Here is a 17,306-nt window from a genome sequence, read left to right as displayed (position 1 = left end):
GCGCGCAATATCGCGGTTATGTGCAACCACGCGCTTGTAGGGGCGTTAGGGACGCAAGTACGAAATTTGTTCACACCAACCCAAGAGGGGACAATCCATGGCTTTTGAGCTGATCGACCTGCCTTACGACGACACCGCGCTGGAACCGGCGGTTTCGGCCAAGACGCTGTCGTTTCACCACGGCAAGCACCACAAGGCCTATCTCGACAAGACCAACAAGGCGATCGAGGGCACCGACCTCGAAGGCAAGGACCTCGAAGCGGTGATTGCCTCGGCGCGCGACAGCGACCAGGGCCTGTTCAACAATTCGGCGCAGAGCTGGAACCACGGCTTCTACTGGCACTCGATGGCGCCTGACGAAACCAGCCCGTCGGACGAGCTCAAGAGCATGATCGACGAAGTCTTCGGCTCGGTCGACGGCGTGAAGGAAAAGCTCGCCGAACGCGGCGCCGGCCACTTCGCCAGCGGTTGGGTCTGGCTTGCGGTCAAGGACGGCAAGCTGACCATCGAGGAAACGCATGACGGCGACACGCTGGCCGACCTCGACGGGGTGAACCCGCTGCTCGTGATCGATGTGTGGGAACACGCCTACTACCTCGATCACCAGAATGCCCGCCCCGCCTATCTCGATGCGGTCAACGGCAAGCTCAACTGGAGCTTCGCGAGCGAAAACCTCGCGCGCGGTACGACCTGGAAGTATCCCGGCTAAGCCGCACGGCATCTGACGAATACCGAGCCCGTCGCCAGCAATGGCGGCGGGCTTTTGCTATGGGGCGGGCGCGTCGGCCTTGTCCGCTTCGTCGAGCAGGCTGGTCGCGAACAGGGGTTCGCCGAAGATGAAACCGACGAGGTTGGGGCGGCCTATATGGTCGAACAGCGCGGTCAGCATCAGCAGGATCGGGACCGACAGCAACGCACCGAACACGCCCCAGATCCAGGTGAAATAGGACAGCGCGATCAGGATCAGCACCGGGTTCATCGTGAACCGCGCGCCGAGGATCGACGGGGTGATGAAATTCGCCTCGACCGTATGCAGCGCAAGATAGGCGGCCGCCGGAACCAGGCCGAGCACGATCGTTTCGGTTGTTCCGATCCCGAACAGGCTGAGCAGTCCGACCATCACGATCGGGCCGACATAGGGCAGGAAATTGAGCAGCGCGGCCAGCCCGCCCCACATGATCGGCGCATCGACCCCCAGCGCCCAGGCGCCCAGTGCGACCACCAGGCCGACCATCGCATTGATCCAGCCCACCGTGAGAATATAGGCGGCAACCCGGTCCTGCACTTCGCGGATCACGCGCGCGGCCTTGATGCTGGTGCCGAAGCTGGCGCGGCCGAACAGCAGCCGCTGGCGCAGGCGGACGCGCGCCTCGATCATGAAATAGGCCATCAGCAGCGTCAGGATGGTTTCGATAATCAGGCTAGGCGTGGCGAAAGCGACCTGTTCGAGCAGGCTCGGCGCTGCCAGCACCACTTCGCGCGTGCCGTCGGTATTCATCAGCGCACCGAGCTGTTCGTTGAGCGCGGCGACCCAGGCGAAGCGCTCGCGCAATTCGCCGAAGCGCGCCATCACGCCCTGCGCCATCGCGGGAACATCGTCGAACAGGGCGACCGCTGGCTGCAGGATCAGCGCCAGCGCGAGCAACAGGATCGCGAAGAAGAACAGCAGCGCGGTGAGCGAGGCAAGGGCATTGGGCAGGCCCCAGCCGTTAAGCTTGTCGGCCAGCGGCGACAGGATCACCGTCAGCACCAGTGCGGTGACCACCGGCAGGAACACCACCGAACCGATCGACAGCACGAAGGGCAGCGCCAGAAACAGGCCCAGGCCGATCAGCAGGACCAGCGACGAAATCAGCCGCAGTTCCTGTTCGGCAAAGGCGAGCCTGCGCGACCGGCGGGCGGGGGCGGGCGGGGCGCTCTGCTCGGGAGGCTGGGTGTCGCTCATCGCTATCTATCTGCCTTGCGCGGCAAATCGTGACAAGCGGCGCAGCGACGAAGTTATTCTATCTGCGGCTGCCACCCTGGCCTGCGGCGACATCGTCGAGCTCCTCGAGGATCGCGCGGTGCGCGGCGTGGTCATCGATCGAGCGCTTGGGGATGTTGCCTTCGGCGAGCATCGAATTGAGCGCCGCACGGGCGCGTCCGACGCGGCTCTTGATCGTACCCACGGCACAATCGCAGATCGTCGCGGCTTCCTCGTAGGAAAAACCGCCCGCGCCGACCAGCAACAGCGCTTCGCGCCGCTCGGGCGGTAGCGTCAGCAGCGCGCGGTGCATGTCGGACAGGTGGATCGGTTCTTCCTGGCCCGCCGGCGCGGTCAGTACGCGTTCGGCGACCGTCTCGTCATATTCGCCGCGAAAGCGGTTGCGACGCATGTCGGTAAGATAAGCGTTGCGCAGGATCACGAAGGTCCAGGCGCGCATGCTGGTGCCCGGCTGGAACCGCTCCTGCGCCGCCCACGCCTTGAGCAGCGTTTCCTGCACCAGGTCGTCGGCCATGTCGGCGCGTCCGCACAACCCGCGCGCAAACGCGCGCAAGTGGGGCACCACCTCGGTCAGCTCGCGCTTGAAATCGGCTGCATCGGCGGCCGTCCGTTCCTCGGCGGCCATCAGTTCTTGGCGTCCAGCTGGTCGAGCAGGTTCTGGAAGCTGTCGGGCAGCGGTTCCTCGACTACCGAATCATACAGCTGCCTGAGGCCGTTGGCCCAATCGGGGTCCTTGCCGCGGCCGCCTGCGCGGGAACTCGGGGGCGGTCCGCCGGCGGGCGACCGCTGCGGTTTTTTTGGTGTGTCGGAGTTCATGACGTGAAAGGTAGTACCCTCTTCTGGTTCTCGCTAGGGGGTGTTCCCGTTGGCGAGAGCGACGATCCCGGATGTGCTTCGCACAACGCGCGGATCAAACGCGGGTTCCCGCAAGTTGCAAAGTGGAACCAAACCCGCCACGCGGCATACTAGAAGGCCGGGTAAATCGACAGGGACAAGAAGCTGGTCAGCGAAGAACTCCAACGCAAGGGACGCCGCCGGCGTTGGCTGATCGATTATCCGCGCGGAATTCCCGTGCTGATTTTCGTCCTTGTGACCGGCATCACCGTGCTCAGCGTGTTCGCGATCGAGCGCGGCGAAAAGCAGCGCGATGCCGCCGATGTGGCGCGCAAGGCGCAGGCCATGACCTCGGCGATCGAACGCCGTGCTTATACCAGCTCCGCCTATCTGCGCGCGGGTGCAGCGTTGCTGTCGACGCAGGACGAGGTGACCCCCGAACTGTTCCGGCGGTTCGTTTCCGAATTGCGGCTCGATGCGAATTATCGCGGTGCCGAGGGCATCGGCTGGGCCCCGGTGATCGAAGCGGGCGAGGTCGAGGCGTTCGAGAACCGGCTCGGCGTCAGCCGGGTCGAGGAAAAGCGCGTTTCGCCGACGATCGAGGACCAGCCGCGCGATATGCTCACGCCGATCCTCTATCTCCAGCCCGACACCGTCCGCAATCGCCGGGCGCTGGGCTTCGACATGTATGCCGATCCGATCCGCCGCGCGGCGATGGATCTGGCGGCGGCCAACGACCGGCCGACCGCAAGCGGGCCGATCGTGCTGGTGCAGGAAGGCGGCGGCAGGGAGGCAGGCTTCCTCATATACATGCCGGTCTACGACGGGCTCAGCAGTACGCGCGGGCTCAAGGGCTTCATCTACAGCCCGTTCAACGCCACCCAGTTTCTCGATTCGGCAGGCGAACTGGTGAGTTACGACGCGGTCGGTGCACGGTTGCTCGATGGCGAGACGCCCGCGCGCATGTCGATGGCGCAGAGTGAAGGGTGGGTCGAGGGCCGCTCGACCGAAACCCGCGAGGTCAGTCTGGCCAACCGCGCGATGGTGCTCGAAGTGCAGTCGGCACGCGCCGAGGGTCTTTCCTCGATGTCGATGATCACCTTGCTGTTCGGTCTGGCCGTTGCCAGCCTGCTGATGCTCGTGTCGCGCCTGCTCACCCAGCAGACGCTAGAAGACCGGCGCGCGATCAGCTGGTTCGAGGAGCAGAACTCGATCCGCAATTCGCTGACCCGCGAGCTCAACCACCGGGTCAAGAACACGCTCGCCAATGTGCTGTCGATCGTCTCGCTGACCCGGCGCCGGTCGGACGATCTCGACGAATTTGCCGAAGGGCTCGACGGGCGCATCCGCGCGCTATCGGCCACGCATGATTTGCTGACGCAGTCGGAATGGGGGACCACGCCAATCCGCTCGGTGATCGAGGTCGAACTGGCGCCCTATGCGCGCGACGAGGATCACAAGCTCGAGCTGATCGGCCCGCACACCGAACTCGCGCCCAATGATGCGCTGTCGCTGGGGCTGGCGATCCACGAACTGGCGACCAATGCCGCCAAATACGGTTCGCTCAGCATTGCCGGGGGCAGCGTGTCGGTCTGCTGGAGCCAGCTCAACGATACGCTGGCGAAGATCGAATGGATCGAAAGCGGCGGGCCGCCGGTAACGAAGCCGCAGCGACGCGGGTTCGGCACCGATTTGATCGAGAAGATCGTCGCGCATGAATTGCGCCACCCGGTCGAGCTCAAATTCCATCCCGAGGGTGTGCGTTGCACGCTGATGGTGCCCGTTCGCGAACCGAGCGAGTTCGAACTGCGCCGCAAAGGCCCCGGTGGCCGCAGGAACTGACTGCCGCCGTCTCCAACGACAGACCCCCAAACGAAAAACCCGGACCTTGCGGCCCGGGCTTTCCCCTGTTCGATTGTCGGCTGGCGCTCAGCCCAGCGGACGGCTCGATCCGAAGAACAGCGCCTGGCTGATCGCGGCGCGGACCGTCTGCTCCTGGAACGGCTTGGTTACGAGGTAGGTCGGCTCGGGCCGGTCACCGGTCAGCAGGCGTTCGGGGTAGGCGGTAATGAAGATCACCGGGACGCTGCTGATGGCGAGAATATCGTCCACCGCATCGAGGCCCGACGAACCATCGGCCAGCTGGATATCGGCAAGCACGAGACCGGGAGTTTTCTCCGCGACCACTTCCTGCGCCTGCGTACGCGTGGCAGCCGTCCCGCAGACTTCGTGGCCAAGCGAGGACACGAGGTCTTCGAGCTGCATCGAGATCAGCGGCTCGTCTTCGATGATGAGCACGCTGGTCGACGATTCACGGTCGATCTCGGAAATGGCTTCCTGCGCCAGACGTTCGATGTCGTCGGCTGCCATATCCATGATTTCACCCGCCTGGTCGGACGAGAAGTCCTCCAGCGTGGTCAGCAGCAGCGCCTGGCGGTTGAGCGGCGTAACCGATTTGAGCCGGTCCTGCGCAGCGCCTTCATGGCGGTCGTCGCCGACGTTTTCCGGAACATCCAGATAGGCGCTCGACCAGACTTTGTTGAAGGCCCGGTAAAGCGGCACACGGCCGCCTTCGAGCGATTGTTTGAGTTCGCTATCGGCCAGAGCGGCTTCGAGCGTGGCACGGACAAATGCGTCTCCCGTAGCCTGCGAACCCGTCAGCGCGCGCGCATAGCGGCGGAGGTACGGCAAGTTACGAGCAATCTGATCACCAAGTGACATTTAGACCCCTTCCTTAAGGTGCGCGCTTCTAACGTCCCGTATGGCAGTAGGTTCCAAGTCGGCGGCCCGCAAGCTGCGGTTTGACAAACCCGGCTTTCCGAGCGCATCCCGCGCGCAATTCGCTGTCCCAAGGAGATCAGTGCGTTGCACGAGATTGCCGATCCGATCGCCTGTCGCGATTGCCCGCTCCAGTCCTGTCCGGGCCTCAGAACGCTCGAAGAACACCAGCTTGCCTATATGCAGCGGTTCAAGGATGGCGAAGTTGGCCTCCTGCGGGGCGATACGCTGATCGAGGAAGGTATTGCGCACGACCGGCTCTATACCGTGCTCGACGGTGTGCTGATCCGCTCGCGCACGCTTGCCGATGGGCGGCGGCAGATCCTCAACTTCATGTTCCCCGGCGACCTCGTCGGCTTGCAGGGCGCGTTCGATGCGCCGTCGAGCCATGCGATCGAAGCGCTAATCGATGCGCGGCTGTGCCGGTTCAAGCGCGGCGATTTCGTGGACCTGATCTCGGCGCACCCGCGGCTGGGCTACGATATCACCTGGCTCGCCGCGCAAGAGGAGGCGGCGCTCGAGGGCCATATCGTCTCCCTCGGCCAGCGCAGCGCCCGCGAGCGGGTAACCTATCTGGCAGTATGGTTGCTCGACCGCGCGCAGGCGACCTGCCTCGCCGGCGACGAGAATATCGTCGCGCTCCCGATCACGCAGGCCCAGATCGCCGACATGCTCGGGCTGTCGCTGGTGCATACCAATCGCACGGTCCGCCAACTCCACCGCGAGGGGCTGGTCGACTGGAAATCGCGCGCAATCCGTGTGCCCGACCTCGCCAGGGCCGCCGACTTCGCCCAGTTCGACCGCGATAGCGAGACGTGCAGGCCCTTCATTTAAAGCGTTTTTTCGCGGGTCCCAAAAAAAATGGACCGGTGTGGGAACCCTCTTTTTGGCGGCGCGTATTCTCTATGTCACCGCCGAGACCCCCCCTCCCGTCCAAGCGGCTGGTGATACGATCCCGAAAGGCCTCCGTTGCACGGCAACGGAGGCCTTTTTTCTGTCTGGCGACATTATTCGGCGCCAACACGGCAATCCGCGTGCGGAAAAGTATCGGGAAACGGGTAGGGTTTAGCGCAGTGCGCCGCGCAGGCGGGAGATGATCCCGCGCCGCTTCGGCTCCCGCAGCACGTCGATGAGCACTGCGGCATCATAGGGCTTTTCCAGCGTGCAGCCGAGCGCCGCGATATCCTCGGGGATGTCCTGCGGCGCGCCGGTCGAGAAAATGATCCGCGGGCTGTTGGGTCCAAGCGTGCGGACCAGCTCGGCAATCGCCCAGCCATCGTCGCGATCCGCGAGATGGACGTCGAGCACGATCGCCCCGGGGCGCTCCTGCCGCAAGTGCTGCATCGCCTGTTCGGTCGAGGATGATAACGCGACCTGCGCCACGCCCGCATCGAGCAGCGCCTGTTCCAGAACCATGCCGAGGACAGCGTCATCCTCCACCACGAGCACGTGGTCCGGCAGTGTCTCGGCTGAGACTGTCTGGGAATGCTGCGTCATCGGTTCTCGCAAGGCTTCGCGACAAGGATGCCGCGTCTATTCTGCCAACGGGACAAGGCCTTGCACAGTTCCCGGCGTATGGCGTTCAGGCGTGGACCGTGGCGCAATTGCGACAGCCGCCCGGATTCAGGTCGCCAGCGCCTTGCGGTAGATCGCATATTCGCGGTTGACGCTGCTCTGGATCGCATCGGCGATCGCCTTCATTCCCTGGTTGTCGTCGAGGATCCAGCCGATCTCCGCGCGCGTGGTGGCGTATTTCGCGGTCGCGGTTTCGCGGATCTGGCTGATCATCATGAAAGCCAGCTGGCTCGCCAACCGCGAATTGTGCAGTTCCCGGCGCACTCCCATCAACGGCACGCGCATGCCCGCGTTCATCGGCTTGCGCATCCAGCGCAGCAGATGGAACCAGCCGAACGGCAGCAGCCGACCCTTCACTCGGCGCAGCACGCCGTTCACATCGGGGAAGGTCAGCATGAAAGCCACCGGCTTGCCATCGAGTTCGGCGATCATGTTGAGTTCGGGATGGATGATCGGTTTCAGCTTCTTGCCGGCATAGGCGATCTCGGCATTAGTGAAGGGCACGAACCCCCAATTGTTCGACCATGCGTCGTTGAGGATAGTCAGGATTGTTTCGACTTCCTCGTCCCAGCGCGAAATGTCGACCGGGCGCACGGTGATGCGGTCGTTGCGCTGGCCCGACTGCACGATCCGCTGGATCAGCGGCGGGAAACCATGCGTCACGTCGAGGTGGTAGGTCAGCAGCGTCTTCTCGCGGACATAGCCGGCGCTTTCGATCCAATGCTGATAGACCGCCGGATGATGGCCCATCATGATCATCGGATCGTGATCCTGCCCCTTCACCAGCAGGCCCGGTTCTTCCCAGATCGACATCGAGATCGGGCCGATCGCGCGGTCCATACCCTGTCCGCGCAGCCATTCCTCGGCCGTGCGCAGCAGCGCATGCGCAACCGCCTCGTCCGCGGCATCGAAATAGCCGAACATGCCCGCACCGGGCCCGAATCCCTGTTCGCGCGGCAGTTCGAGCGCAAGATGGTCGATATGCGCCGAGATCCGCCCCACCGCCGTGCCACCGCGGCGCGCGACGAACAGCTGATGCGAGGCGTGGCCGAAGAACGGGTTCTTGGCAGGGTCGACCAGTTCGAGCTGTTCGGACCGCAATTGCGGGACGGAATGCGGCTCGCGCGCGGCAAAGGCGCGGCCGATATCGACGAATTCGGCTCGTCCCGTCTTGCCCTCGACCGGTTCGACCACCACATTCCCGTCAGACATTCACGCACACTCTCGTTCAGCTTGGATTAGCCCTGTGTGCGCTAGCTGTTCTTTGTCAAGGAAGCCAAGGTAGCGATCACTATGATCGACAGCGCGCGCTGTATTGCGCGCGTGTTTTCGGCTAGGGGCCTCCCAGGAAATTCGATTATGACCGTGCAACAAACCAGCATTCCGGGTGCCGACCTGCTTTCGCGTCGCGACGCGGGATCGGGCTGGCATGCCCAGATTCCCGACGACAAGACGATGCTGCGCGCCGCGCGCGACCTGACCAAGGATATCGCCGCGCATCGCGCCGACATCTATTGGACCGACATGGTCGGCTCGGCGCTGGTCGGATATGGTGCGCTGGCGGGCGCGATCCTGACCGGCAGCCTGCCGCTGGCAATCGTGCTGGGCGTGGTGTCGGTGCTCGCGCTGTATCGCGCCTTGCTGTTCATCCACGAAATCTCGCATTTCCGTAACGGAGCGCTGCCGGGCTTCCGGACCGCGTGGAACGCGCTGGTCGGCGTGCCCATGCTGACGCCGTCCTTCATGTATGAAGGCGTCCACACGCTGCATCACAAGCGTACGCAATATGGCACGATCGAGGATCCCGAATACCTTCCGCTGGCGCTGATGAAGCCGTGGAGCCTGCCCGCATTCGTGCTGATCGCGCTACTCGCGCCGGTCGCGCTGCTGCTGCGTTTCGCAGTGCTCGTTCCACTGGGAGCGATCATCCCGCCGATCCGCCGGCTGACGTGGCAGCGGCTCAGCGCGCTTGCGATCAATCCCGATTTCCGCCGCAAGAACCCCGAAGGCGACCTGCGCCGCCGGGTGATGCTGCAGGAAGCGGGCGGCATGGTGTGGAGCTGGGCGCTGATCGGCAGCGTCTTCGCCTTTGGCTGGAAACCCCTGCTGGTCGCGCTGGCGGTGGCTTCGGTGGTCGCGCTGCTCAACCAACTGCGTACGCTGGTCGCCCACCTTTGGGAGAACGAGGGCGAGGCGATGACCGTCACCGCGCAATTCCTCGACAGCGTCAATGTCCCGCCGCCGGGCCGGATCGCCGAAATCTGGGCGCCGGTGGGCCTGCGCTATCATGCGCTGCATCACCTGATGCCCTCGATGCCCTATCACTCGCTGCCCGAGGCGCATCGCCGCCTGGTGGGCGAGCTGGCGACCGATTCGAGCTATCACGGGGCCAACCATGCGGGGATGGGGGTGCTGGTCGCCCGCATCGCGCGTAACACCATGCGCCCGCGCGGCTGATCGCGCGCTGCACCAGCTTCATCCGGTAGCGAGGCTGTCAGCCGAGAAAGTGGATCATCGCGATGCGCCGCTCGGCGGGCAGTCCGGCCTCGATCTCGGCCGCGATTTCTTCCGCCAGCCGGGGGTGCGCGGCTAGGTCCGCCACTTCGACAAAGCCGATCCGCGTGTAGAACGGTCCGTTCCACGGCAGGTCGCGGAAGGTCGTCAGCGTCACCGCGCGGAAACCCGCATTGCCCGCATCGATCAGGCAGGCGCGCAGCATCACCGCGCCGATCCCCTCGCCCTGGCAGTCGGGATGCACGTCCATTTCGCAAATATGCAGTTCGCGGCCGCAAGGCTGGGCGGCGAGGAAGCCGACGATCCGCTCGCCCATTTCGGCGACGAGGCAATGGCCGCGCGCGATTAACCGGCGGTATTCCCCGGCAGAACGAACCGCATCGAAATCGATATTCGCGCAATCGGGATCGCCCGCGAACAGCACCGCGGCGGCGCGTTCGACAGCGGGTAGGGCTTCGGCATCCGCGGCGCGCGCCAGCCGGATCGAGAAATCGCTCATTCCTCGGTGCGGATGAGCACCGTCTCGCCGATCAGCAGGAACAGGAAGAACGGCGCCCAGGCCGCCAGCGAGGGCGGGTAGCCGCCGAAACTGCCCATCGCCAGCGCGGCATTGTCGATCACGAAATAGGCAAACCCCAGCGCCATGCCGATCACCGCGCGCACGAACAGCTGCCCTGACCGCGCCAGCCCGAAGGCGGCGACCGCGCCCAGCAGCGGCATCAGGAAAGCCGACAGCGGCCCCGATATCTTGTGCCACCACTTGGCGCGCAATTCGGAGGTCCGCCGCCCCGCGCGTTCGAATTCGGCAATCGAATTGGTCAGCGTCCAGAAGGGTTCGGCGTCGGGGTCGATCTTGGCCAAGTCGATCTGGTCGGGGGTCAGCCCTTCGCCCACCACCATGGTGGCAGGCTGTTCGGTCACCGCATTCTGCACGCTGAACCGGGTAATCCCCTCGAGCCGCCAGCCGGGGCTGGCATAGCGCGCGCTATCGGCCTGCACCTGTTCGACGATCATCCCTTCGTCATTGCGCTGGTACCAGGTGACCTTGCGCATGGCGATCGCATCGCCCGAACCCGCGAGATAGGCGGCAGTGAGGATATTGCCATTATCGGTCAGATAGACATTGGTCCGCACCCTGCTGTCGGTCGGGATGGGGCCGAAATCGACCGCTTCCCACGCCTTGAGCGTTTCGGTCGAACGGGTGACCACGCGCTCGTTGAAGCCGAAGGTGACCAGCGACACGATGCCTGCGGTCAGCAATAGCGGCGCCAGCACCTGGTGCGCCGACAGCCCCGCCGCCTTCATCGCGATGACCTCGCTGTTCTGGTTGAGTGTCACCAGCGTGATCAGCGTCGCCAACAGCACCGAATAGGGCAGGAAGCGCGAGATCAACTGCGGTATCCGCAGCCCCGCATAGGTGAGCAGTTCGCCCTGGCCATTACCCGGCACGGCGAGGATTTCGCCGCTGCTCGAAAGCAGGTCGAGCATCATCAACACCAGCACCAGGACGAACAGCATGGCCGCGATGCGCACGGCAAAGAGCTTCGCCAGGTACAGCGTCAGCGTGCGCGAGGGAAAGAAGTCGAGCTGCATGGGATCCTGCTATTCGGCGGCCGCGAGGTCGATCTTGAGCCGCCGCCGTTTGAACAGCCGTCCGACACGCTTGGCGATCTTGTCGAACCAGATTTCCAGCGCGCCGATTGCCTGTCCGCCGGGGACATGGGCGACGCGCCAGTACATCCACCCGATCAGCGCGGCAAACAGCAGGAACGGCCCCCACAGCGCGAGGAACGGGTCGAGCCGGCCGAGCGCGGCGATATCCTCGCCGTACTGGTTCACCTTGTGATAGGCGACCACCATGATGATCGACAGGAACACGCCCAGCGCGCTGGTCGATCGTTTGGGCGGCACGCCCAGCGCCACCGCCAGCAGCGGCAACAACGCCATCATCACCACTTCGACCAGCCGGAAGTTGAAGCTCGCCTGACTGGCATCGCGTTTGTCGTCGGGTTGCTCGTCGCTCCACCCGACGCGAAGCAGTTCGGGAAGGATATATTCGCGCTCGGCATCGCCGCGTTCGCGGAACTGTTCGATCGCGGGCAGGTCGATCGGCAGATCATGGCGGGTGAAGGTCAGTACGCGCGGCGTCTGGCTGCCCGTGTCCTGCACGATCGTGCCATCGGTCAGGCGCAGGATGATCGTGTCGGGGCTATCGGTGGTGGCGAGGAAGGCGCCTTCCTTGGCGGAGATCGACAGCACCTGGTCCTGATCGTTCGCCACGCGCGCGAAGATGCCCTTCAGCCGCCGCCCGTCGTCTTCGCTTTCCTCGATCCGCAGCGCCATGCGATCGGCCAGCGTGGTGAACTCGCCGACCTTGATCGACGCGCCCAGCGCCCCCGAGCGCAGCTCGTATTCCATCTGCTCGTAATAATAGCGGCTGACCGGCTGGATGAAGAACACCAGCGCGACATTGACGATCATCAGCACCGCGGTGATCGCGTAGGGCACTCTTAGCAGCCGCCCGTAGCCCAAGCCCACCGCGCGCAGCACATCGAGCTCGCTCGATGTCGCCAGCTTGCGAAAGGCGAGCAGGATGCCGAGCAGCAAGCCGAGCGGGATGGCGAGGCTGGCATATTCGGGCACCAGCGCGACCAGCATCTTGAACACGACCCCGACGGGGCCGCCCTCGATCGCAACGAAATCGAACAGCCGCAGCATCTTGTCGAGCACGAGCAGCGAGGCGGCGATGGCGAACACCGAAAGCATCGGCACGATCACGAGCCGGAAGATATACCGATCTATGCTGGGCAGGAATCTGAGCAAGGTTTCGCCGGTCAGTTATTTTCGCCGGACGCCCTAGCGCGCTTTTGTGCGCAGGTCATGCCCCTTGTGCCGCGCCGCAGGGCTCAGGCTTTCTCGAGCGTGCACTGCAGCGGATGCTGGTTCTGGCGCGCGAAATCCATCACTTGGTGCACCTTGGTTTCGGCGACCTCATAGGGGAAGATGCCGCAGATGCCGACGCCCTTCTGATGGACATGCAGCATCACGCGGGTCGCTTCTTCCATGTCCATCTTGAAGAAGCGCTTGAGCACGATCACCACGAATTCCATCGGCGTGTAATCGTCGTTGAGCAGCAGCACCTTGTACTGGCTCGGCTTCTTGGGCTTGGCGCGGGTCTTGGTGGCAATGCCGACCTGACCATCGCGTTCGCGCGTGTCGTCATTCTCGTCGGCAGCGCAGATCGGGAAGGGTGGCAGAATCTCGGTCATTGCGGAGCCCAATATCGTATCGCATCGCCAAATCGCAAGCCGCGAGCGGCGCGCGCTGCCGATTGCGCGGCGGGAACCGCGCGCGGCGACGGCAGGGAAGGATAGAAAAAGGGCCGGATGGCAAATGCCATCCGGCCCACGGTATCCAATTTCACCGAGCGAGGGAGAGAGGAGAGAGCCCGGCGGAATTGAAGCTGGTTGGCGCCGTTCAGGCGGCCTTGCCGACCTTTTCGGCAGCAAGGCTCATGCGGTTCGACATCGGGGCAAACGCCTCGTTGACGAGCTTGAGCATGGTCTCGGTGTTCTTCGACGTGGTCGAGACCATGGCGTCGAAATTGCGGCGGGCAATCTCGCCCTGCAGCTGGAACATTTCGGTCGGCGACTTGATCGCGGCGAACTTCTTGACATCGTCCTGCGTGGTTTCGGCAGCCGACTTGGCTTCCTCGACACAGGTACGGCCCATGTCCTGCATGCCGCCGGCAAGGATTTTGCCCGATTCCACGAGCGCTTCGAGATTGCCCTTCTGGAACGCGACAGCTTCCTTGGTCATCTCGGTGCCCTTGTCATAGGCCGACTTGACGCGGGCCTGCATGTCCGCAGCCAGTTCCTGGGCTTTGGCGGTGTATTCGGTGGTGGTGTCGTTCTTGGCGGTGGCCATGATGGTTTCCTTCAACTGGGGGATCGGGGTGGTCGGGGCAGCAGCGGCCTTCTCGGGGGCAGCCTTGGACGTCGGGGCAGCGACCGGCTTCTTCACCGGTGCGGCCTTCTTGGCGACGGCCTTTTTCGGTGCGGCTTTCTTCACCGCGGCCTTCTTCGGCGCCGCTTTGGCGGGCTTCGCGACCGCCTTGGCGACCTTTGCGGTATTCACCGGGGCCGCCTTGTCCCCATCGACGGCCTGCGCGACCTTCGTGGTGCTCACCGTGGCGGCGGCATCGATCTTGCTCGGACTCTCGGCCATGGGAAACCTCACTTTTGTTGCACTGCACAAAATAGGCATTGCAACCGCGAAGTCAAGCAGATTTTGTGCAGTGCACAATAAAGCGCAGTGGCGCGTTCGTGCCGCTGTCAGCGCGTCGCGACGTAGCGTCCGGGCGCGTCTTCGATCGCGGTGTCCCCGCGGCCACCCGGCTTGCGCTTACCCTTGGCAGGCACCGTCGCGCCGTCCTGTTCGCGCAGCCAGTCGATCCAGTCGGGCCACCAGCTGCCCTTGTGTTCGGTGGCGCCTTCGCGAAACTCGGCCAGGCTGCGCGGGGTCCCGTCATTGGTCCAGTACTGGTATTTCTGCGCTTCGGGCGGGTTCACCACGCCGGCAATGTGGCCCGAGCCGGCCAGCACGAATTTGAGCGGGCCGGTGAAATGCTCGGTGATCCGCCAGACGCTCTCGGCAGGGGCGATATGGTCTTCCTTCCCTGCCTGGATATAGGTCGGGGTCGCAACCAGCCCGAGATCGATCGGCGTGCCGTCGACGCTCAGCGCATCCGCCTCGACCAGCCGGTTGTCGCGATAGAGGTCGCGCAGATACTGCTCGTGCCACTTGGCGGGCAGGTTGGTCACATCGCCGTTCCAGTGGAGCAGGTCGAAGGCCGGGTAGTTCTCGCCCAGCAGGTAATTGTTGACCACGTAGTTCCAGATTAGATCGGTGCCGCGCAGCAGGTTGAAGGTCGCCGCCATGTAGCGCCCGTCGAGATAGCCATCGGCGGTCATCGCCTTGACCACACCCAGTTGCGGATCGTCGACGAAATTGAGCAGCTCGCCCGCCTTCTCGAAATCGACCTGCGCGGTGAAGAAGGTGGCGCTGGCGACCTTGTCCTGCTCGCCGCGGCGGTGGAGCAGCGCGAGCGTGGCCGCCAGCGTGGTCCCCGCCACGCAATAGCCGATGGCGTTTACCGCCGGGGTGCCCAGCCGCGTGCGGATATGGTCGATCGCGTCGATCTGCGCGCGGACGTAATCGTCCCACACCACGTCGCGCATGCTGGCATCGGCCGATTTCCAGCTGACCATGAACACGGTCACGCCCTGTTCGACTGCCCAGCGCACGAAGCTCTTCTTGGGGTTGAGGTCGAGGATGTAGAAGCGGTTGATCCACGGCGGGAAGATCACCAGCGGCGTTTCCATCACCGTGTCGGTGGCCGGCGAATACTGGATCAGCTGGTAGAGCGGGGTTTCGTGGACGACCTTGCCCGGCGTCACGGCGATGTTCTCGCCCAGCGTGAAGGCGCTGTCATCGGTATGGCTCAATTGCCCGCGCCGCAGGTCGGCGAGCAGGTGCTCCATGCCGCGCACCAGATTGTCGCCGCGCGTCTCCAGCGTCCGCTCCATCACTACGGGATTGAGCAGCGGGAAATTGGACGGGCTCGCCGCCTCGGTGATGGTCCGGGTGGTGAAGCGCAGCTGTTCGCGCTTCTCGTCCGACAGGCCTTCCATCCGGTCGACCATCTCGGCGACCCGTTCGGCAAGGAACAGATAGGTCTGGTGGATCAGCGCATAGGCCGGATGCGCGCGCCAGCGCGGATCGGCGAAGCGGCGGTCCGAACGCGGCAAGTCGGGTTCGCCCTCGGCGACCGGCTGCCCCTCGGGGCTCATCCCGTATTGCCCGAGCACTTGCTGCCACAGCGCCATGCCTTCCTGCATCAGCGCCTGCTGCCGCGCCGGATCGGCGAGCGGCATCTGGCGGTACCAGTCATCGGCCATGCGCATCCAGCGCGCCGGATCGAAATAGGCGGCGAAGGTCTGCGGATCGCCCAGCTGCTCGGTCTGGTATTCGAGCCACATGCCCTGCAGCTTCGTCCCGACTTCGGCCCAGTGCTGCATGTCTTCGGGTTTCAGCGCCGTGCCGGTGGTCGCTTCGGTCAGCGGCGCGAACAGCGCCCGCGCAAGTTTGGCCGGGGCTTCGAACATGTTGGTGAAAGGATCGGGGCCGTCGTCGGTCATCATCGCTCCTGCTTGCTGCCAAGCGTCTGTTGGGGGGACAATAGGATATTCCGCCGCCGCATGCACGCGTGCCGATTGCACCTGCATGATGAATAGGTAATCAGTGTGACTCGCCCACAGCCCGAAAGAGCCATGATGTCCGACGAATTCTACCGTATCAAGCGCCTGCCGCCCTATGTCATCGCCGAAGTCAACGCGATGCGGCATGCGGCGCGGCAGGCGGGGCGCGACATCATCGATCTCGGTATGGGCAATCCCGACCATCCGCCGCCGCAGCATGTGATCGACAAATTGTGCGAAGTCGCCGGCAAGCCCAGCGCGCATGGCTATTCGCAATCGAAGGGGATCCCGGGCCTGCGCAAGGCCCAGGCCAATTACTACGCCCGCCGGTTCGAGGTCGAACTCGATCCCGAAAGCGAGGTGGTGGTGACGATGGGATCGAAGGAAGGCCTGTCGTCCATGGCCACCGCGATCACCGCGCCGGGCGATGTCGTGCTGGCGCCCAGCCCGTCCTATCCGATCCACACCTTCGGCTTCATCATTGCCGGGGCGACCATCCGCAGCGTGCCGACCACGCCCGACGAATATTACTGGAAGGCGCTCGACAACGCGATGGCCTACACCGTGCCGCGGCCGACGGTACTGGTGGTCAATTATCCCAGCAATCCCACCGCCGAGACGGTCGATCTCGCGTTTTACGAGCGGCTGGTCGCCTGGGCGCGCGAGAACAAGGTCTGGGTCCTGTCCGACCTGGCCTATTCGGAGCTCTATTACGACGGCAAGCCGACCCGCTCGATCCTCGAAGTGCCCGGCGCGAAGGATGTCGCGGTCGAGTTTACCTCGATGTCGAAAACCTATTCGATGGCCGGCTGGCGGATGGGCTTTGCGGTCGGCAACCCGACGCTGATTTCGGCGCTGACGCGGGTGAAGAGCTATCTCGACTACGGCGCCTTCACCCCGATCCAGGCGGCCGCCTGCGCCGCGCTCAACGGGCCGCAGGACGTGGTCGAGGACAACCGTGCGCGCTACCAGCACCGCCGCGACGTGATGGTCGAAAGCTTCGCCCGCGCAGGCTGGGATATTCCCTCGCCGCCCGCCAGCATGTTCGCCTGGGCCAAGCTGCCGCCGGGGTTCGAGGAAATGGGCAGTCTCGAATTTTCCAAGCAATTGCTCGAGCATGCCGATGTCGCGGTGGCGGCAGGCGTCGGCTATGGCGAGGAAGGCGAAGGCCATGTCCGCATCGCCATGGTCGAGAACGAGCAGCGCATCCGCCAGGCCGCGCGCAATATCAAGCGCTTCCTCGCCGAACACGCGCGCCGCTAGCGCCCAAGATACATCCGGATCGGGTGCATCTGCCCGCTATCCCGGTTTGCAAATGAATTCCCCTACTTAGTCTCTGAATCGTATCGGAGAACCGAGAG

The 17,306-nt window shown here is 64.3% G+C and carries 17 protein-coding genes; 5 read left to right on the top strand and 12 right to left on the bottom strand.

The features are described 5' to 3' along the window. The first annotated feature begins 97 nt into the window (after positions 1-97). On the top strand, positions 98-709 hold the full coding sequence (locus N6L26_RS08925) for a superoxide dismutase (protein WP_263605244.1): 612 nt from the start codon (positions 98-100) through the stop codon (positions 707-709). A gap of 57 nt (positions 710-766) precedes the next feature. On the opposite strand, the gene N6L26_RS08920 is transcribed toward N6L26_RS08925, so the two are convergent. Genes N6L26_RS08920 through N6L26_RS08910 form a run of 3 tightly spaced genes read right to left on the bottom strand, consistent with a single transcriptional unit; the run spans position 767 to position 2,800 of the window. Further along, positions 767-1,945: an AI-2E family transporter gene (locus tag N6L26_RS08920; protein ID WP_263605243.1), complete on the bottom strand. Its 1,179-nt coding sequence runs from the start codon at positions 1,943-1,945 to the stop codon at positions 767-769. A gap of 58 nt (positions 1,946-2,003) precedes the next feature. Next, on the bottom strand, positions 2,004-2,609 hold the full coding sequence (locus tag N6L26_RS08915) for a sigma-70 family RNA polymerase sigma factor (protein WP_263605242.1): 606 nt from the start codon (positions 2,607-2,609) through the stop codon (positions 2,004-2,006). Beyond that, positions 2,609-2,800, bottom strand: a complete 192-nt coding sequence (locus N6L26_RS08910; RefSeq protein ID WP_263605241.1) for a NepR family anti-sigma factor — start codon at positions 2,798-2,800, stop codon at positions 2,609-2,611. Before N6L26_RS08910 ends, N6L26_RS08915 begins: the two co-directional genes overlap by 1 nt. A gap of 255 nt (positions 2,801-3,055) precedes the next feature. Between N6L26_RS08910 and N6L26_RS08905 the strand changes: the two genes are divergently transcribed. Beyond that, positions 3,056-4,660: a CHASE domain-containing protein gene (locus N6L26_RS08905; protein ID WP_263605240.1), complete on the top strand. Its 1,605-nt coding sequence runs from the start codon at positions 3,056-3,058 to the stop codon at positions 4,658-4,660. Between the two features lie 87 nt (positions 4,661-4,747). Here the strand turns inward: N6L26_RS08905 and N6L26_RS08900 are convergent, their stop codons facing one another. Further along, positions 4,748-5,539: a response regulator gene (locus N6L26_RS08900; protein ID WP_253522164.1), complete on the bottom strand. Its 792-nt coding sequence runs from the start codon at positions 5,537-5,539 to the stop codon at positions 4,748-4,750. Positions 5,540-5,683: 144 nt separating this feature from the next. On the opposite strand from N6L26_RS08900, the gene N6L26_RS08895 reads away from it, so the two are divergent. Continuing rightward, a complete protein-coding gene (locus N6L26_RS08895; RefSeq protein ID WP_263605239.1) occupies positions 5,684-6,430 on the top strand; it encodes a Crp/Fnr family transcriptional regulator in 747 nt (248 codons plus the stop codon). 231 nt (positions 6,431-6,661) lie between these two features. Here N6L26_RS08895 and N6L26_RS08890 read toward each other — a convergent pair whose 3' ends face one another. Together N6L26_RS08890 and N6L26_RS08885 are read right to left on the bottom strand one after the other, a co-directional pair. After that, a complete protein-coding gene (locus tag N6L26_RS08890) occupies positions 6,662-7,093 on the bottom strand; it encodes a response regulator (RefSeq protein ID WP_263605238.1) in 432 nt (143 codons plus the stop codon). A 126-nt stretch (positions 7,094-7,219) separates the two neighbouring features. Further along, a complete protein-coding gene (locus N6L26_RS08885) occupies positions 7,220-8,383 on the bottom strand; it encodes an N-acetyltransferase (protein WP_263605237.1) in 1,164 nt (387 codons plus the stop codon). 147 nt (positions 8,384-8,530) lie between these two features. On the opposite strand from N6L26_RS08885, the gene N6L26_RS08880 reads away from it, so the two are divergent. Next, complete coding sequence (locus N6L26_RS08880; protein ID WP_263605236.1) at positions 8,531-9,628, top strand: fatty acid desaturase family protein; 1,098 nt, start codon at positions 8,531-8,533, stop codon at positions 9,626-9,628. Positions 9,629-9,665: 37 nt separating this feature from the next. Here the strand turns inward: N6L26_RS08880 and N6L26_RS08875 are convergent, their stop codons facing one another. The 6 genes from N6L26_RS08875 to N6L26_RS08850 form a co-directional block, all read right to left on the bottom strand. Beyond that, positions 9,666-10,184: a GNAT family N-acetyltransferase gene (locus N6L26_RS08875; protein WP_263605235.1), complete on the bottom strand. Its 519-nt coding sequence runs from the start codon at positions 10,182-10,184 to the stop codon at positions 9,666-9,668. Continuing rightward, entirely contained in the window at positions 10,181-11,278 is a 1,098-nt protein-coding gene (lptG, locus tag N6L26_RS08870; RefSeq protein ID WP_263605234.1) for an LPS export ABC transporter permease LptG, read from the bottom strand. Before lptG ends, N6L26_RS08875 begins: the two co-directional genes overlap by 4 nt. A 9-nt stretch (positions 11,279-11,287) precedes the next feature. Next, entirely contained in the window at positions 11,288-12,451 is a 1,164-nt protein-coding gene (locus N6L26_RS08865; protein WP_412071352.1) for an LptF/LptG family permease, read from the bottom strand. Between the two features lie 140 nt (positions 12,452-12,591). Continuing rightward, positions 12,592-12,954, bottom strand: a complete 363-nt coding sequence (gene clpS / locus N6L26_RS08860) for an ATP-dependent Clp protease adapter ClpS (RefSeq protein WP_263605232.1) — start codon at positions 12,952-12,954, stop codon at positions 12,592-12,594. Positions 12,955-13,162: 208 nt separating this feature from the next. Next, a complete protein-coding gene (locus N6L26_RS08855) occupies positions 13,163-13,912 on the bottom strand; it encodes a phasin family protein (RefSeq protein ID WP_263605231.1) in 750 nt (249 codons plus the stop codon). 107 nt (positions 13,913-14,019) lie between these two features. Further along, complete coding sequence (locus N6L26_RS08850; RefSeq protein WP_263605230.1) at positions 14,020-15,885, bottom strand: PHA/PHB synthase family protein; 1,866 nt, start codon at positions 15,883-15,885, stop codon at positions 14,020-14,022. A 135-nt stretch (positions 15,886-16,020) separates the two neighbouring features. On the opposite strand from N6L26_RS08850, the gene N6L26_RS08845 reads away from it, so the two are divergent. Beyond that, entirely contained in the window at positions 16,021-17,208 is a 1,188-nt protein-coding gene (locus tag N6L26_RS08845) for an LL-diaminopimelate aminotransferase (protein ID WP_263605229.1), read from the top strand. Positions 17,209-17,306 lie beyond the last annotated feature (98 nt).

The sequence above is a fragment of the Qipengyuania sp. SS22 genome, assembly GCF_025736935.1.
Classification (GTDB): Bacteria; Pseudomonadota; Alphaproteobacteria; order Sphingomonadales; family Sphingomonadaceae; genus Qipengyuania.
Note: the sequence above shows the minus strand (reverse complement) of the source record. Positions and strands in the feature narration are given on the sequence as shown.

Bases quoted from the DNA above. Each gene is read 5' to 3' on its own strand.
- N6L26_RS08915 (WP_263605242.1), bottom strand. From the start codon at position 2,609: ATGGCCGCCGAGGAACGGACGGCCGCCGATGCAGCCGATTTCAAGCGC.
- N6L26_RS08880 (WP_263605236.1), top strand. From the start codon at position 8,531: ATGACCGTGCAACAAACCAGCATTCCGGGTGCCGACCTGCTTTCGCGT.
- N6L26_RS08855 (WP_263605231.1), bottom strand. From the start codon at position 13,912: ATGGCCGAGAGTCCGAGCAAGATCGATGCCGCCGCCACGGTGAGCACC.
- lptG (WP_263605234.1), bottom strand. From the start codon at position 11,278: ATGCAGCTCGACTTCTTTCCCTCGCGCACGCTGACGCTGTACCTGGCG.
- N6L26_RS08850 (WP_263605230.1), bottom strand. From the start codon at position 15,885: ATGACCGACGACGGCCCCGATCCTTTCACCAACATGTTCGAAGCCCCG.
- N6L26_RS08845 (WP_263605229.1), top strand. From the start codon at position 16,021: ATGTCCGACGAATTCTACCGTATCAAGCGCCTGCCGCCCTATGTCATC.
- N6L26_RS08925 (WP_263605244.1), top strand. From the start codon at position 98: ATGGCTTTTGAGCTGATCGACCTGCCTTACGACGACACCGCGCTGGAA.
- N6L26_RS08865 (WP_412071352.1), bottom strand. From the start codon at position 12,451: ATGCTTTCGGTGTTCGCCATCGCCGCCTCGCTGCTCGTGCTCGACAAG.
- N6L26_RS08900 (WP_253522164.1), bottom strand. From the start codon at position 5,539: ATGTCACTTGGTGATCAGATTGCTCGTAACTTGCCGTACCTCCGCCGC.
- N6L26_RS08910 (WP_263605241.1), bottom strand. From the start codon at position 2,800: ATGAACTCCGACACACCAAAAAAACCGCAGCGGTCGCCCGCCGGCGGA.
- N6L26_RS08890 (WP_263605238.1), bottom strand. From the start codon at position 7,093: ATGACGCAGCATTCCCAGACAGTCTCAGCCGAGACACTGCCGGACCAC.
- N6L26_RS08885 (WP_263605237.1), bottom strand. From the start codon at position 8,383: ATGTCTGACGGGAATGTGGTGGTCGAACCGGTCGAGGGCAAGACGGGA.
- clpS (WP_263605232.1), bottom strand. From the start codon at position 12,954: ATGACCGAGATTCTGCCACCCTTCCCGATCTGCGCTGCCGACGAGAAT.
- N6L26_RS08875 (WP_263605235.1), bottom strand. From the start codon at position 10,184: ATGAGCGATTTCTCGATCCGGCTGGCGCGCGCCGCGGATGCCGAAGCC.
- N6L26_RS08920 (WP_263605243.1), bottom strand. From the start codon at position 1,945: ATGAGCGACACCCAGCCTCCCGAGCAGAGCGCCCCGCCCGCCCCCGCC.